We start from the raw sequence: 15,990 nt of genomic DNA on the forward strand, positions 1-15,990 counted from the left end.
GCTTCCGGGCCGGTCTTTTCTTGCGTTCCGGGCTTGGCCTAGCCCTTGACCGGCTGCACGCTGAGCAGGATTTCGCGCACCAACGCGTATTCCTGGGTATCAAGGAACTGCTGCGCCTGCTGCTTCACCGGGTCATCCGGGACGCCGTGGTCTTCCAGATAGTCCTCTTCGACCCACATCATCGGCGACTGCTCGCCGACCTTGAAGAAGTTCAGATCCGGGTTCTCATTGCGCTGGGCGAGCACTTGGTCATCGACCAGGGCAATATCGAACCCGGAATCCTTCTCGCCATCTTCCTGGCTGGTCGATTCCCAGAACTCGGCAATGAGGCTGGCGGGATGGAAGCCGGTGCCAGCTCCGGGGTCCGGCAGCTCTTCGCGGTCCAGTAGCTCCCGCTCGTACAGCGACCTGTCCCCATCCGGCGAGGTTGCCGTGGTGGGGATCAGCGTGAGCACATGCTTGCCCTGCGCGTCCTTGATCTTCCATTCATCCCATTCGGTGCATTCACCCTCGCAGTCATCCCCGATGGCGGTCCACTGCTCCGGGATCATGAACTGGATGCCATGCACTTCATGCTCTTGGCTCAGCTCGGGCGCCGCCGTGCTTGGCGCATCCGGGCTTTCGGCGCTTGGCGATGGGCTGGATTCGGGGCTCGAAGCCTCCGGCGCGCTGGCACTTGCCGATGGCGATGTGCCGCTTGGCGCAGGTTCCTGACTGGGTGTCGAGTCCGGCTGGGCTCCCTGGCAGGCGGCCAGCATCAGGGCTGCTGCGCACATCATCGGGAGCGCGCCGAGACGGGTTCTGGCACGGTTCATCTTTTCCAACTCCTTGATCCATGATCCGGTCATGCAGCTGACATCGCGAGCTCCCCCATTGAATTCATCCTCCACTCAATTGCAGGTTTTTCCAATAGCGGCGGCATCACGCCTTAGTTGCAAGTTGTCCCGGTCGTGCTCCCGAGGCCAGGTAATTTTCGATTTCCGGTAGTGCCCAGCCGCGAACAGTGGCAAGATATGTGAAGTGGAACACTCTAAGCATTCATTTCATAATTTAGATTCATTTATCGGCCTGGGCCGCCGCGGCGGCCTGGCGCTCTCCCCCGACGGCACCAAGCTCGTCACCACCCTCAGTGAGCTTTCCGAGGACGGGACGAAATACGAAAGCGCCCTTTGGTCGCTGGATCCCAAAGGCGAAGAACCAGCACGCAGGCTGACGTTCGGCGAGCACGGCGAATCGCAACCGCAGTTCACCGCCAACGGCGACCTGCTCTTCGTGGCCAAACGCTCGTCGAAGGAAGACGCCAAGGCCGAAGGCTGGATCCTGCCGGTAGCAGGAGGCGAAGCCCGCTCGGTGATTTCCCACCCTGCCGGGGTGCAGTCCTTGCGGATCTGCCAGCAGTCCCCGCAGACCATCGTGCTGCGCGCCTCGGCCTTCTCCCGCGCCAAGGACCTGGACGCCGAAGCGGCACTGCGCACCGGCCGCAAGGACAAGAAGGTCTCGGCGATCCTGCACACGGGCTACCCGGTCCGCTACTGGGACGAAGATCTGGGCCCATCCACCCCGCACTACTACACCGGGTCCCTGCCGGGCCTGCAGGACGCCACCAGTACCCAGCTCACCGACCTCACCCCGGGCATCGGCGCGAATCTGGAGGATACCTCCTACGACGTTGCTTCCAATGGCAGTTTCCTGGTCACCGAATGGCAGGTTCCCGAAGGCCGGGCTTCCTCAGCCCCGGGAGTGATGCGCATCGACCTGCACACCGGCGCCCACGAAATGCTGCTGGCCCCCGACGACACGTACGAATATACGCTGGGCAAGATCAGCCCGGATTCAACCCAGCTGGCCTACGCCCGCTGGGAGCGTTCCACCGCCGATACCGCCCCGGTCTTCGAGTTGTGGCTGATGGATCTGGCCGACGGCGCCACCCACCGGATCGCCGCCGGCTGGGACCGCTGGGTCAATGACCTGCAGTGGGTTCCCAACGGGCGCTCGCTGCTGCTGACCGCCGACGACAACGGCCATGCCCCGGTCTTCCATCTGAGCCTGTACAACGACAAGATCACCCGGCTCACCGAAGACGGAGCGTTCACCGACGTGGTCATCAGCAGCGACTCGCGCACCGCCTTCGCGTTGCGCTCCAGCTACCTGCACCCGGCCGAACCGGTAGCCATCGACCTGGCGCACACCGGCGACCTGGAGCCGGGCGAATTCGCTGCCTTGACCGAGCTGCGCTCCCCGGTTGCCCGCCCTGCCTTGCCGGGCACGCTCACCGAGGTGACGACCACGGCCGAAGACGGATCGAGCGTCCGCGCCTGGCTGGCCCTGCCGGAATCAGCTTCTGCCGCCGACAAGGCGCCGCTGCTGCTGTGGATCCATGGCGGACCGCTGGGCTCGTGGAACGCCTGGAGCTGGCGCTGGAGCCCATGGCTGCTGGTAGCCCAGGGCTATGCGGTGCTGCTGCCGGATCCCGCCCTGTCCACCGGCTACGGCCAGGAGTTCATCCAGCGCGGCTGGGGCCGCTGGGGCCAGGAACCGTACACGGACCTGCTGGCCATCACCGATGCCGCCGAGGCGCGGCCGGACATCGATGAAACCCGCACCGCCGCCATGGGCGGCTCCTTCGGCGGCTACATGGCCAACTGGGTGGCTGGGCACACCGACCGCTTCAAGGCCATCGTCACCCATGCCAGCCTGTGGGCACTGGAAGGCTTCGGGAAGACCACCGACGCAGCGTTCTACTGGACCCGCGAGATGAGCCCGGAAATGCGCGAGCTGAACTCGCCGCATCATTCTGTGGGCAGCATCGTCACCCCGATGCTGGTCATCCACGGCGACAAGGACTACCGGGTGCCCATCGGCGAGGGCCTGCGCCTGTGGTACGAGCTGCTGGCCGATTCGGGGCTGCCGCAAAAGGAAGACGGCAGCACCGAGCACCAGTTCCTGTACTTCCCGGATGAGAACCACTGGATCCTCACCCCGCAGCACGCCAAGATCTGGTACCAGGTCGTCACCGAGTTCCTCTCCCAGAAGGTGCTGGGCAACGAGGCGCAGGAACTGCCCGAGCTGCTGGGCTGAGTCCGAGCAGGATCCGGCTGCCGGGGCGGAAGCACTACCGTCCCGGCAGCTGGACTTCCGCCGGCGCATCCCCGCCGGCACCGCGGCTGGCCAGCACCAGCGCCTTGGCCCGCCGCGACACATCGGCATCGCGTTCGCCCAGCAACGCCACCAGCTGGGCCAGATGCGCCGCACGCTGGGCATAGCCGGCGGCAAGGCGCTGGCCCAGGGTCATCGAGGATAACTGCTGGGCTTCGCGCCACGCCATCATCAGGGCGCGCTCGAACAAGCGCTGGCCTGCCTCGTCGGCAGTCCCCGCCTCGCTTGCACCGAGCACTGCCACCGCATTGATCTGCGAATCCTCCAGGCCCATGGCCAGCTGCTCCAGCTGCCGGCGTGATTGCTGCACCGACCGCGAACCGCGGGAGAACCGGGTCAGCTGCGTGCTGGCCCCGAGCAGGTACTGGATCACCTGGAGAACGTTGATTACCGTGAAGAACAGCATGAACACGAGCATCCAGTACAGCAAGGTGGTGTTGTAGTCCGGCTGCTCGTACCCGGCTTGCTTGAGCACCACGGCGAAGTCCTCGGCCGCACCGGCCGCTTCCATCGCCGGATAGTTCGACTCGTAGATGCTTCCGTGCTCCCACCCGCCGGTCGTTCCCCACGAGGCGGTACCGCTGATGACCGCACCGGAAATCAGCCCTGGCATGATGCCCTTGCCTTCATCCGTGATCAGCAACGGAATGATCGTCAAGTCCTCAGGCAGCTCTCCGTTGGCAGGATCAGCGCGATCAGAATATTCGTCCTTGATCCGCAAGATCGCCGCGCGCACGCTCTCGGGCGTCGAATCACGGTATTCCGAGCCGTCGAAGTGCTTGAGTTCCAGGTAGGCTTCGGCATCGCGCACCGCAACCAGGATCTGCTGCGGGGTGTCGAAGTCCTCTTCCATGTACCGGCGGATCTCGGCCTCGTCAACCAGCTGGCCCTGGTCATCGATTTCAAGTTCCATTCCCCGGCCGGACCCCTCATGGGTGCGTTCGGGTTCGTTGGCTATCGAGGAGACAATGAGCCCCGAGGCGATCAGGCTGCCCACCAGCAGGGCCGCAAGCAGTCCAGACTTCCACGCCCGGCGCAGCTTGGGCGGTTCATCGCCCTCGGTGCCCACGGTGCCGGCGAACTTGGCCAGCGCGCGCCGCCAGGCACCGGGCTCGCGCGGCATGCCGTCTGCCTCCTGATCGGCCTGAAGCGTATCGCCGAGAATCCCGCGGGCCAGCGAGTTCGCCGTGGCGATCTGCTGCAAAGCGCTCTGCTTGGTGACCGGCGGCAAGCCCAGGCTGGCGCGCAGCTCATTGTGCTGGGCGCCGATCTGGGGCACCGGCTGCTGCAGGCCCCGCGGATAACGGCGCAGCCGGGCAGCGATCTTCCCGGCGAGCTTCGCCAGCCGCCGTTCGGCCTCGGCCCAGCGCTCGATGGCGGTGCGCTGGCTGGTATCGCCATGGGCGGCATTGAGCAGTTCGCCGAGGGCACTGCGGAAATCCGCCAGGTCCTTGCCGGCCACCATGGTGCCCGGAGCGGTGTCCAGCCGGATCAGCAGCGCCGTGGCCGCATCGTTGATCGGGCTGCTGAGCTTGTCGAAGGTGGATCCGGTGCCAGCCAGGTGCGCATGCACCGAGCCGGCGCCCATCAGCGAGTCGGCCAGTTCCGTCAGCTTGCGCGTGTCGGCCTCGAAGGCCGCCAGCTGCTGCCCGGTGCTCTGTTCCAGGCATTCAGCCCGGGTGAACAGCGAGCGCACCAAGGGCGCTTCGCGGCGGGCGGCATCCAGGGACAGGGATTCGAGCTGCCGCCACGCCTTGGTGAAGCCGGCAGGACGGCGCGATTGGTCGGTGGCCTGGTAGGTGGCTTCCAGTGCTTCGAGGTCCAGGAGCACGCGGGCCAGCTTGCGCTGCGCCGCGGCCAGCCGCCTGTGGCGCGATGCCCACCGCGAGCGGAAGCGCAGGGCGCTGGCCAGGAATGCGGCGGTGAGCATGGCGCTCGCACCCACGGCCGCGAACCAGAAGATCGCCGAGCTGCTGGGCGAATCGTCCAGCAGCACGGCGGCAGTATGCGCGGCGGCCACCGCAGCCTTGGGGCCATGGCCTACCGAGATGTTCTTGATGAAGGCATTCTCGATATCGAAGCGCAGGTCGTCATGCGCGTCGTCGGAGGCGACCAGATTCCGGTCCACACCCACCCCGGAGAAGCGCTGCTCGGCCTCGCTTTGCCCGGAATCCCGGTTGTCCATCTTGGTCGAAACGATGATCTGGTTTTCGGGCACCTCCCCGCGCAGCAGTTCATCACCGGTTAGCCAGCGGTCGGCAATGACCAGTTCCAGCGGGGCCGTGGCCCGCACCGGGTGCCGGGCCAGCTCGGCGTCCACCGTCTGCTGGGTGATGTTGAAGCCGTTCTCCCCCTGGACCACTACCGTGACCTCATAGGGTGCAGGGACGTTGGCTGCCTGCACTGCAAGCACGGCGCGCACGCCAAGGGCCGTGGTCACCAAAGCCATGAAAATGGCAGCGATGGCAGTCCAATGGTACGGGCGGTGCAACCGCCGCCCGGTGGAATCATGCATCAAGCGGGCCGGCATCAGCGGGTCCCGCTTCCTGGCGCGAAATTCCGGAGCACCGCGATGGGATCGTCCTCCAGCGGATCGGTTTTCCGCTGCGCGCCCTCCATTGATTCGCCCAGGCCGTGGGGAATCTTCAGCCTCGCCTGGCGGGCTTGGGCCAGTGCATCGTGCAGCACGCCATCGAGTTCGTCGCGCAGTTCCCACAGCCTGTCCAGGATCCCCGGGGCCGTATCCGCGCCGCTACTCCTGCGGCTCAGGCGGGTGTGCAGCAGCTGCAGCTCATCGGTATGCGTGATGATCGCGGTGCGCGCGGCCTGCGCGCAAGCCAGTTGCCCGGCACCGGGAAGATCGAGGAACAGCGCCAGGTCCTCCAGCCGTGCACGGTGGTATGCGAAAGTCCGGTTCCAGGACTCGCGCGAATCCCGTGGCCGTGCCGTGAAGGCGTGGGCCAGCTGCACCGCTCCGCGCAGCATCGAGAGCTCGTGCTCGCGGTCGCGCAGCTGGGCCAGCTGCGCTTCGGAGACCTGCTGCGGCTGCAGGGAATCCGGGGCCATACCCAATGCGCGCAAGGCGCCTTGCTGGGAGCCGGCCCGTTGCCTTTCAAGTTCTGCCATCACCTGCGCCAAGCGGCTCTCCCCCGCCAGGCCGGGATCGGGCACCGGATGGCGGTCCAGGTAAATGCTTGCCCGCTGGATCCGTGATTCGAGCAGCTCGGCCTGCTTGTTGCGATCGGCGGCGGCTGCCTGCCGGGCCTTGCGGCGCTTGGCACGCCAGGCCCATGCGAGCAGGAACGCAAGGGCCGCGGCGAGCGCGCCCACGGCGATCACCTTGGCCAGTGTCCGGTCAGGCGGTGCCTGAAGCTGCTGGGTGGTGGCCAGCGCGACCGCGGTGATCCCCGCGGTGTAATCCCCGGCGGCGAACTCTCCCTGCCCTGCCTCCAGGATCCGCTGCTGGCTTCCCGGTGCGGTTTCGCGCACGTCGCGCCCGGGATCCACGGCGATGTCCACCGGATCCCCGGCTTCCTGGGGAAGCATCACGCCGATGGCGATCCAGCCTTCCCCGACATAGCCCAGGGTCTTTCCGTTCTCCAGCCAGTCATCGCTCAGCGCGTCGCTGTCGCCGAACATCAGCATCCCGCGCACCAGCTGCCCGGCGCCCTTGAGGTTGTTGGGTTCCTGGTCCACCCCGAGCAGGATCTTCGCATCCTGTTCGCCCACGGCCTGCCGGACCTGGTCCATGATCCGTTCCGAATCCACCTCATCGAGTGCCGCATCGGTGACTGCCAGGTAGAAGTTGCCTTCCTGCGAAGTGACCGACGGGATGAGGACGGTGCCTTCATCTGCGGAGTCATCGTCGGGCGTCGCCGAGGGGTAGACCGGAGCCGTGGCCTCTGGCTGAGTTGGATCCGCGGCTGCCTGCGCCGGCACAACGCCCAGTCCCAGGCCCAGCCCCAGGGCTGCGAACAGGCCCGCAAGCAGCAGCTTGCCGGGGTACTTCAGGTCGGTGCAACACGTGCGGTTCATGGGAACAACTGTATCAACAGGGGTTTGAATAACCCTGCTCAAGGAACATTTCGAACCGCAGGGACGACACCGCCCCGCGCAGATCCCCGAAAGGTTCTGCGCGGGGCGGTGGGCTGCCTCGCTGGCCCGGGAGCCCTTAGTCCAGCAGCATCGCCGGTTCCTGAAGGATCGATGCCACGTCGGCCATGAAGCGGGCCGAGAGGTCGCCATCCACCACGCGGTGGTCAAAGGATCCGCCCAGGGTGGTGATCCAGCGCGGGACCACTTCGCCGTCGATGACCCATGGCTTCTGGCGGATCGTGCCGAATGCAACGATGGCTACTTCGCCCGGGTTGATGATCGGGGTACCCGTGTCGATTCCCAGCGCACCGATGTTGGTGATGCTCAGCGAGCCGTCGCGCATGTCCTCTGGACGGGTCTTGCCGGCACGAGCGGTGGTGGCCAGATCATTCAGGGCGATGGCCAGTTCCTTCATGTTCAGGTTCTGGGCGTCCTTGATATTCGGCACCAGCAGGCCACGCGGGGTGGCTGCGGCGATGCCCAGGTTCATGAAGCGCTTCTGGTGGATCTCGGCGCCGTTTGCGGTCTCCACCCAGCTGGCGTTCACCGAAGGGTTGCGGGCCGCCGCCCAGATTACGGCACGGGCCAGCACCAGCAGCGGCGAGACCTTGATGCCCTCGAAGTCGCGGGACTTCTTCAGGCGCTGCACGTATTCCATGGTGCGGCTGGCATCCACGTCCACGAAGATCGAGACATGCGGTGCGGTGAAGGCCGAGTCGACCATGGCCTTGGCGGTGGCTTTGCGCACGCCGCGCACCGGGGTGCGTTCCACGCGGGCATCGGCCAGCTGGCCGTGGGCCCAGTAGGTCGGTGCCGCTGCGTGCTCGGCTTCGCGCTGGGCCTGGTAGCTGTTGACGTCCTCGCGGGTGATCTCGCCCTGGTTGCCGGTGCCCACCACATCGTTGATGTCGATGCCCAGCTCCTTGGCCAGCCGGCGTACCGGCGGCTTGGCCAGCACGCGGTCCACGAAGCTCGCCACCGCAGGCTTGCGGCGATCCACTTCGCGGGTCACCGCGGTGCCCAGGGACTGCGCGCGGCGCGAGATGGTCTCGGCCAACGCGGATCCGGAGGCGCGCACCGCGGCGGTACGCGCACCGGCCGCCGAAGGAGCGGGGCGGGTGGTGCGTGCCCGGCGCACCGAGGCATCAGCGGTGGGGCCCGATCCGACTAGCGGGCCGGGTTCCTCCGAGGCCTGCGGTGCGGCGGTGCTCAGGGCTTCGGCTGCTTCGGGCACGCCGGTTGGAGGTGCCGCGTTGCCTTCTTCATCGATGGTGATCAGCGGGTTGTCCACGAGTACGGTATCGCCCTCGGCCGCGTGCAATGCGGTGACCACCCCGGCGAAGGGGCAGGGCAGCTCGACCAGCGACTTCGCGGTTTCGATTTCCACGAAAATCTGGTTGACCTCAACGGTGTCGCCCACCTTGACCTTCCAGGAGGCGATATCCGCTTCGGTCAGGCCTTCGCCCACATCGGGGAGATTAAAGACTGTCATTACTACTCCTTGGATTCCGCTTAGTAAGCGAAAGACCGGTCGAGGGCTTCAAGCAACTTGTCGATGTCCGGCAGGTACTGGGACTCCACCTTGGAAATCGGGTAAGGCATGTGGAATCCGCCCACGCGCAGCACTGGGGCTTCCAGCGAGAGGAAGGCGCGCTCGGTGATGCGGGCCGCGATTTCGCCGCCCAGGCCGCCGAAGGGCGGCGCTTCGTGGGTGACAATCAGCCGGCCGGTCTTCTGCACCGATTCGGTAATGGTGTCGAAATCAATCGGCGACAGCGAGCGCAGGTCGATGACCTCGATGGACCGGCCATCTTCCAGCGCGGCATCAGCGGCAGCCAGGGCGATCGGCACCAGCGGGCCGTAGGCGACGATGGTCGCGTCGGTGCCCGGGCGGACCACCTGCGCCTTGAAGGCATCCAGCGCCGGGGTTTCGGTATCGACCTCGCCCTTGAGCCAGTAGCGGCGCTTGGGCTCGAAGAAGATCACCGGGTCCTGGCAGCTGGCTGCCTGCTGGATCATCCAGTAGGCGTCATGCGCGTTGGACGGGGTGATGATGCGCAGGCCCGCGGTGTGGGCGAACAGCGCCTCCGGGGATTCGGAGTGGTGCTCGATGGAGCCGATGCCGCCGCCGTAAGGGATGCGGATGACTACAGGCGTGGTCAGACGCCCCTCGGAGCGGGCGTGCATCTTGGCCAACTGGGTGGTGATCTGGCTGAAAGCAGGGAAGACGAAGCCGTCGAACTGGATTTCCACCAGCGGGCTGAAACCGCGCAGGGCCATGCCCACGGCGGTGCCGACGATGCCGGCCTCGCCCAGCGGCGAGTCGATGACGCGGTGCTCGCCATACTTGTCGATCAGCCCGTCGGTGATGCGGTAGACACCACCGAGGCGCCCGATGTCCTCGCCCATCAGCAGGGACTTGCCATTGGACTCCAGCACCTTGTCCAGGCCGCTGGTAATGGCCTTGGCCAGGGTCATTGTGGTGGTCATTTAGTGCTCTCCCTCAGCCGCATCGGCGAATCCTGCTTCGTATTCCAGATGCCAGGCCAGTTCTTCCTGGATCAGTGGATGCGCTTCGGCGTAGACCTGCTCGAAGGACTTGGCCAGCGGCGGGACAGGGAAGGCCATGGCGTCTTCGCGGACCTTGGCAGCCATCGCATCAGCGTCGGCGGCCAGCTGCTCGAAGTAGGCGTCGTCAACCAGGTTGTTCTCGCGCAGGTAGGTTTCCAGGCGGATCAGCGGGTCCTTCGGGGCCCACTGGGCCTCTTCTTCGCTCATGCGGTATTTGGTTGGATCATCGGCGGTGGTATGCGCGCCGAGGCGGTAGGTGACGGCCTCGATGAGGACCGGGCCCTTGCCGCTGCGTGCGTGTTCCAGCGCCCAGCGGGTGACCGCCAGAACGGCCAGCACGTCGTTGCCATCCACGCGCACTCCCGGCATGCCGTAACCTGCGGCGCGGTTGACCAGCGGCACCTTGGACTGGACCTCGAAAGGAACGGAGATCGCCCACTGGTTGTTCTGGCAGAAGTAGACCACCGGTGCGTTGAAGGAGCTGGCGAAGACCATGGACTCATGGGTTTCGCCCTCGGTGGAGGAGCCATCGCCGAAGTAGGCGACTACGGCGTTGCCCTCCTTGGCGCGACGGGCTTCATCCCAGCCGCGCTGTTCCATGTTCAAAGCCATTGCATAACCGGCGGCATGCGGCATCTGCGCGGCAAGCACCATGGTGTACATGTGGAAGTTGTTTTCCCGGGGATCCCAGCCGCCTCCGGAGATGCCGCGGAACAGGCGCAGCATTTCGGAGAAGGAGACATCGCGGGTCAGTGCCACACCGTGCTCGCGGTAGGTGGGGAAGATGTAGTCGCTTCGGCGGGTGGCACGGCCGGAACCGATCTGCGCCGCTTCCTGCCCGCGCAGCGGAACCCAGAGGCACAACTGGCCCTGGCGCTGCAATGCTGTGGCCTCTTGGTCGAATCGACGGGTCAATGCCATGTCGCGGTAGAAGCCGCGAAGCATGTCATCATCAACGTCACCCAGATACGCATCGTACGTTCCATGGGACTGACGCTGGCCGTCCGGAGTCAGGATCTGAATCAGATCCGGCTCCGTCGCCTCGGTCGCAGCACGCGTCATTTATCATCCTTCGGTCATAAATATGCCCCACACGGAATACATTCCGCATGGGACATATACGGCTTGTCTAATTTCTAAGCCTATAGGCACTGACCGCTAAAACGCGAGAAATCAGCACCAGTTGCCCCTATGCCAGGTCTAGTGATTCCTTGCACAGTTCAATAAAACGATCGTTTGCTTCAACTTCGCCGATGGAGACGCGCACTCCTTCGTTCGAGAAGCCGCGCACCGACAGCGCCACGGCGTTTGCCCGCTCGACGAACTCATCGGTATTTTCGCCCAGCGGAAGCCAGACGAAGTTCGCCTGGGTGGAAGGAATCTTCCAGCCCTGCCCGGACAGGGCCGAGGCAACTCGTTCGCGTTCCATGACCAAGCCCTCAACGCGCTCAAGCACCTGGTCGATGTGGGCCAGCGAAGCGACCGCGGCATCCTCGGCCACGCTGGAGACGGCAAACGGGGTGGCCACTACGCGGATGTTATCGGTGATCTCCGGGTGGGCCACCGAGTAGCCCACCCTGAGATTCGCCAGGCCGTGAGCCTTCGAGAAAGTGCGCAGGAGAACCACATTTTCGTTCTCGTTGTAGGTATGGATGCCATCCACCGATTTCTCGTCGCGGACGAACTCGGTGTAGGCCTCATCCAGGACAACCAGCACGTTCTTCGGAACCCGTGCCAGGAAGTCATCGACTTCGGCCTGGCTGAGTACCGGACCGGTGGGGTTATTCGGTGTGCACAGCAAGATGACTGAAGTATTCTCGTTCACCGCTGCGATCATGGATTCCAGATCGTGGCGCCCGTCTTCCAGCAACGGGATTTCAACGGGCAGCGCACCGGCAGTCTGCACGAGGATTGGGTAGGCCTCGAAGGAACGCCACGCATAGATGACTTCATCCTGGATGCCGTCTTCGTTCTGGCCCGCGAAAGCGTTCAGGATCTGCACCAACGCGCCAAGGGAACCGGCCCCGGTCACGATGTCTTCCGCAGGAACGTCCAAGTACTCGGAAAGTGCTTCGCGCAGCTTGGTCGATAGCGGATCAGGGTAGCGATTCAGGCTGGACTGCTCCACGACCGCCCGATGCACAGCGTCCAAGGGACCGAAGGGAGTTTCATTCGATGACAGCTTGTAAGCTCTCGCGCCTTCAATAGGGGCAGGCGGCTTGCCCGCAGCGTATTTGGGCAAACGTGCAACTACAGAGCGTGGCTGCACCTGATCTTGGGTCACCGGGTTCTCAGTCATACCTCAAAGCCTAGCCCTCACTAAGGGTTTAGCGATATCTCCGGTTCATCCTAATCCCAGATTTCTATGCCAAAGTTAAGGCATGAGCTTTCTGATTCGAGTCATCGTCAATGCGCTTGCCCTCGCCGCCGCCGTCTGGATTGTGCCCGGCCTCAAGATCGTCGCGGCCGGCGAAGGTGCAGTAAGCACGGTCATCGCCTATTTGGCGGTTGGCGCAATCTTCGGATTGGTCAACGCCTTGGTCCGTCCGATCGTCAAGCTGTTCTCCTTGCCAATCACCTGCCTCACCTTGGGCTTGTTCACTATCGTGATTAACGCCCTGATGCTCCTGCTGACTTCATGGCTGACGACCTTCACCCCGATTGAACTGGTCATCGAGCAGTTCTGGTGGGATGCCATCGCCGGCACGATTATCATCTCCATCGTCTCTGCGGTCCTCGGATTGTTCGTCAAGAGCGAGAACGAGTAAGCGGTATTCGACGCAGTACAAGAAGAGGACGGCATCCGACAGGTGCCGTCCTCTTTCGTTAATATCCGATTCGCCGCCCCCGATCAGCGTCCCATCTTATGCCCTGATCCACAGCACCATTCATCAGCACGGTGATACCCGGTGATGCTGATCCGGCCGGCTGGTTGCAGTTCTTGAGCGCTTTAGTGGCGTGGTGCCATGTGCTTGAGCCGCTCCTTGTCTTCTTCCTTCAAGGGCGGACGTTCTTTTTGCTTGCGCTCCAGCTTGAACATGCGGATTTTCAGCGGGGATTCGGGAAGGTAGAACTGCTTCAGATGCTCTCTGATTTCCAGTTTCGGGTCCTCATCGAGTTCCAGGAGGTGGTCACCGTAATTCTTGAGATGATGCGACGGGCCAAAGAGCCCGTCTTCGGGCAAGATGTCCTGCATGTGCTCGCGCGGACCTGGGAAAGTGGTGGTGTAATGCTCGCCCTTGCGGGGATTGGGTCCGCCATCGGTGCCGGGCACCATATCTTTTCGGTCTTCTACGGATAGGCTGCGGATATCCTCTGGCAGATCAATAGTGCCGATGGGAGAACCAAGGGTCAGCAACTTGTTCAGCTTGTACTTGCGCTTCAAGAACTTGTTCTTCGTCAGCTGGGCTACGTGAATGCCTCCTTGCGAGTAGCCGGAGAGGATTACTTCATCGCCCTCTTTCGCTCCGCTGAGCCTTAATGCTTCATCGAGCGGTTCCACAAAATTCTCGGATTCCACCCCGAAGCCGTCAGCGATGCCTTCCGGGCCAAAAGGCGAAGGAACTTCGGCGTCATCCTGCGTCCCCGGAAAGAGCGCGATATAAGTATCATCGTCAGCTTCGACGATCATGATCTTTCCGTTGTTCTCCGTGCCTTCGCCCTCCAGCTTTTCGTGCAGCTGGAAATAGCTTCTCATCTTGCCATCCAGTTCAACCGTCTGAGCTGGATCTTGCCCTGCGAGCTCTATTTCGGTATTCCGGTTTGACCCCAGCAGCCGCATAATCCGCGACAGCGACTTGGCGGTACCTTCGATTTGCTCGGTCAAGGTCATATTCGGCGCCAAGGGCCAGTGCGGGATGTAGGACATCAGCAAGCGCAAAAAGGTCTCCATGCTTTCCCTCGGCGGACGCCAGCCGTTATCGCGGGTCTTGGATATGAAGTCCCCGACCAGTACTGCGCTGGTGCTTACGAGCATCATCCGTTCAACTGCGGCTTCGGCAACCTCATAATTCCGCATGGCCGCAGAGACCTTTCCGGTAAGTTCGAACGCTGTGATTTCGCCTTCCCTGGCCTGCTGATAGCTGTCTCTGATCAAATCGCCTAGATGCCCGATACCATAGCCCCTGGCTTCAATGCCTGCCGCCATGCACTGCAGATTCAGGTCCCCCTGGCAATTGTCCGCAGCCTGCGCGGCCCTGAGTAAAGCGTCGGATATGCCATTGATGTCGCGAGCAACCCGCTGGCAGATTTCCCCTGCCTGGGCGTAATCCGGCTCGTTGTAATTGACTTCATATCCCATGGCTACGAGGCCATTCTCTGGTTCATGATTTGCGCTTCGAGGTTTTGGATCTCACGCATGGCAACCCCCAAGTACTCTTCAGCGTTGTTCAGCTCGCCATTGAGCATTTCCAGTCGCTGGCTCAGCTCCTCAACATTGTCTAGAAACGCCTTGCCAGCCTTTGAATTCCAAGTCAATGCCCGGATTGAACCCAACTGTGCGATGGCGAACTTAGTGGTTTTCTGGGCGTCATCGAGCTGACTTGCCACCGTCAGCAGCGTCGCTTGAAACATCATTTCCTTGCTCCGCATCCTTGAGAATTTGTCCACCATCATGGACAGCAGCAATGGGGCACCAGCACGTTTGGCGACCGGTTGTGGAAACAGCAGTGAAGTAAAAGATGTGATGTAGCGCCGAGGATGGAAGAATATGAGTATGGCTGAGATTGCGCGCACTTCCCTTGCTAATGAACCACTGGCTTTGACTGCCCTCGACGGACGCTACCGCAGCGCCGTGGCACCGCTGGTCGACTACCTTTCCGAAGCGGCTTTGAACCGCGATCGCGTTCACGTTGAAGTTGAATGGCTGATCCACTTGACCGATAACTCCGTTCTTCCAGGCACCTCCCCGCTTTCTGCGGAACAGAAGGCAGCACTGCGCAAGATCGTCACCGATTTCAACGCTGATTCCGTGAAGGAACTGGCAGAGATCGAAGCTGTCACCGTTCACGATGTGAAGGCTGTCGAGTACTACATCGCTAACCGCCTGGAAGCGATCGGCATTGGCAACCTCAAGCCGCTGGTGCATTTCGGTTGCACCTCTGAAGACATCAACAATCTGTCCTACGCTCTGGGCGTCCAGGGTGGCGTGCAGCAGGTATGGCTGCCGGCAGCCCGCGACCTAGTGGCACAGCTGGCCAAGATGGCCGAGGACTCCCGCGACGTGCCGATGCTCTCGCGCACCCACGGCCAGCCAGCCACCCCAACCACCCTGGGCAAGGAACTGGCAGTTCTGGCGTGGCGCCTGACCCGCCAGCTGGACCGCGTAGAGAAGACCGAGTACCTGGGCAAGATCAACGGCGCTACCGGCACCTATGCTGCCCACTACGCTTCGGTCCCTACCGCTGACTGGCAGCAGATCTCCAAGGGTTTCGTTGAGCACCTGGGCCTGACCTGGAACCCGCTGACCACCCAGATCGAATCCCACGACTGGCAGGCAGAGGTCTACGCAGACATTGCACGCTTCAACAGCATTCTGCACAACCTGTGCACCGATGTCTGGAGCTACATCTCCATCGGCTACTTCGCGCAGATCCCAGTGGCCGGCGCCACCGGATCCTCGACCATGCCGCACAAGGTCAACCCGATCCGCTTCGAGAACGCAGAAGCCAACCTGGAGATCTCCAACGGCCTGCTGAACACCCTGGGTTCCACCCTGGTCACCAGCCGCTGGCAGCGCGACCTGACCGACTCCTCCTCGCAGCGCAACATCGGTACCGCCATCGGCCACTCGGTGCTGGCAATCTCCAACGTTGCCAAGGGCTTGGATCGACTGTCTGTCGCCGAAGCCGTGCTGGCTGACGACTTGGACCACAACTGGGAGGTCCTTGCAGAGGCCATCCAGATGGTCATGCGCGCCGAGGCTATCGCCGGTGTCGAAGGCATGGACAACCCCTACGAGCGCCTGAAGGACCTGACCCGCGGCCACCGCGTGGATGCGGCCCGCCTGAAGGAATTCGTTGGCGAACTGGGCCTGTCGGCTGAAGCCGAAACCCGCCTGCAGTCGCTGACCCCGGGCAGCTACAACGGCATCGCTTCGCAGCTGGTTGACCACCTGAAGAAATGACGTCCATTTAGCCGAAATTGCGTAAATAGAAGCGGGGGGGCCCC

12 protein-coding genes are annotated in these 15,990 nt (G+C 63.3%); 3 read left to right on the plus strand and 9 right to left on the minus strand.

Annotation, left to right across the window (positions count from 1 at the left end; all coding sequences use genetic code 11):
- Positions 1-38: 38 nt before the first annotated feature.
- Positions 39-815, minus strand: a complete 777-nt coding sequence (locus ACNPM8_RS01960) for a hypothetical protein (protein WP_448939195.1) — start codon at positions 813-815, stop codon at positions 39-41.
- Between the two features lie 205 nt (positions 816-1,020).
- On the opposite strand from ACNPM8_RS01960, the gene ACNPM8_RS01965 reads away from it, so the two are divergent.
- Positions 1,021-3,078 carry a S9 family peptidase gene (locus ACNPM8_RS01965; RefSeq protein WP_448939196.1) on the plus strand — a complete coding sequence of 686 codons (2,058 nt, stop codon included), beginning with the start codon at positions 1,021-1,023 and terminating at the stop codon, positions 3,076-3,078.
- A gap of 34 nt (positions 3,079-3,112) precedes the next feature.
- On the opposite strand, the gene ACNPM8_RS01970 is transcribed toward ACNPM8_RS01965, so the two are convergent.
- The 6 genes from ACNPM8_RS01970 to ACNPM8_RS01995 all read right to left on the minus strand — a co-directional run bounded on the left by ACNPM8_RS01970 (position 3,113) and on the right by ACNPM8_RS01995 (position 12,121).
- Complete coding sequence (locus ACNPM8_RS01970) at positions 3,113-5,686, minus strand: hypothetical protein (RefSeq protein ID WP_448939197.1); 2,574 nt, start codon at positions 5,684-5,686, stop codon at positions 3,113-3,115.
- Positions 5,686-7,191, minus strand: a complete 1,506-nt coding sequence (locus ACNPM8_RS01975) for a hypothetical protein (protein WP_448939198.1) — start codon at positions 7,189-7,191, stop codon at positions 5,686-5,688. The genes ACNPM8_RS01970 and ACNPM8_RS01975 overlap by 1 nt, the downstream gene beginning before the upstream one ends.
- A gap of 136 nt (positions 7,192-7,327) precedes the next feature.
- The gene (locus ACNPM8_RS01980; protein WP_332489306.1) at positions 7,328-8,743 is read right to left on the minus strand and encodes a dihydrolipoamide acetyltransferase family protein; all 1,416 of its coding nucleotides are present in this window, start codon (positions 8,741-8,743) and stop codon (positions 7,328-7,330) included.
- 20 nt (positions 8,744-8,763) lie between these two features.
- Entirely contained in the window at positions 8,764-9,741 is a 978-nt protein-coding gene (locus ACNPM8_RS01985) for an alpha-ketoacid dehydrogenase subunit beta (protein ID WP_448939199.1), read from the minus strand.
- On the minus strand, positions 9,742-10,884 hold the full coding sequence (gene pdhA, locus ACNPM8_RS01990; RefSeq protein ID WP_105656216.1) for a pyruvate dehydrogenase (acetyl-transferring) E1 component subunit alpha: 1,143 nt from the start codon (positions 10,882-10,884) through the stop codon (positions 9,742-9,744).
- A gap of 127 nt (positions 10,885-11,011) precedes the next feature.
- Positions 11,012-12,121: a histidinol-phosphate transaminase gene (locus ACNPM8_RS01995; protein WP_448939200.1), complete on the minus strand. Its 1,110-nt coding sequence runs from the start codon at positions 12,119-12,121 to the stop codon at positions 11,012-11,014.
- Between the two features lie 82 nt (positions 12,122-12,203).
- Here ACNPM8_RS01995 and ACNPM8_RS02000 point away from each other — a divergent pair, with 82 nt between their 5' ends.
- Positions 12,204-12,590 carry a phage holin family protein gene (locus ACNPM8_RS02000; RefSeq protein ID WP_105656214.1) on the plus strand — a complete coding sequence of 129 codons (387 nt, stop codon included), beginning with the start codon at positions 12,204-12,206 and terminating at the stop codon, positions 12,588-12,590.
- A 182-nt stretch (positions 12,591-12,772) separates the two neighbouring features.
- Here ACNPM8_RS02000 and ACNPM8_RS02005 read toward each other — a convergent pair whose 3' ends face one another.
- Complete coding sequence (locus ACNPM8_RS02005) at positions 12,773-14,122, minus strand: hypothetical protein (protein ID WP_133834094.1); 1,350 nt, start codon at positions 14,120-14,122, stop codon at positions 12,773-12,775.
- 2 nt (positions 14,123-14,124) lie between these two features.
- A complete protein-coding gene (locus ACNPM8_RS02010; RefSeq protein ID WP_133834095.1) occupies positions 14,125-14,556 on the minus strand; it encodes a hypothetical protein in 432 nt (143 codons plus the stop codon).
- On the opposite strand from ACNPM8_RS02010, the gene purB reads away from it, so the two are divergent.
- Positions 14,537-15,946 carry an adenylosuccinate lyase gene (purB, locus tag ACNPM8_RS02015; RefSeq protein ID WP_332489310.1) on the plus strand — a complete coding sequence of 470 codons (1,410 nt, stop codon included), beginning with the start codon at positions 14,537-14,539 and terminating at the stop codon, positions 15,944-15,946. The two genes, ACNPM8_RS02010 and purB, sit on opposite strands and share 20 nt — an antisense overlap.
- Positions 15,947-15,990 lie beyond the last annotated feature (44 nt).

The organism is Glutamicibacter sp. AGC46 (genome assembly GCF_053543715.1).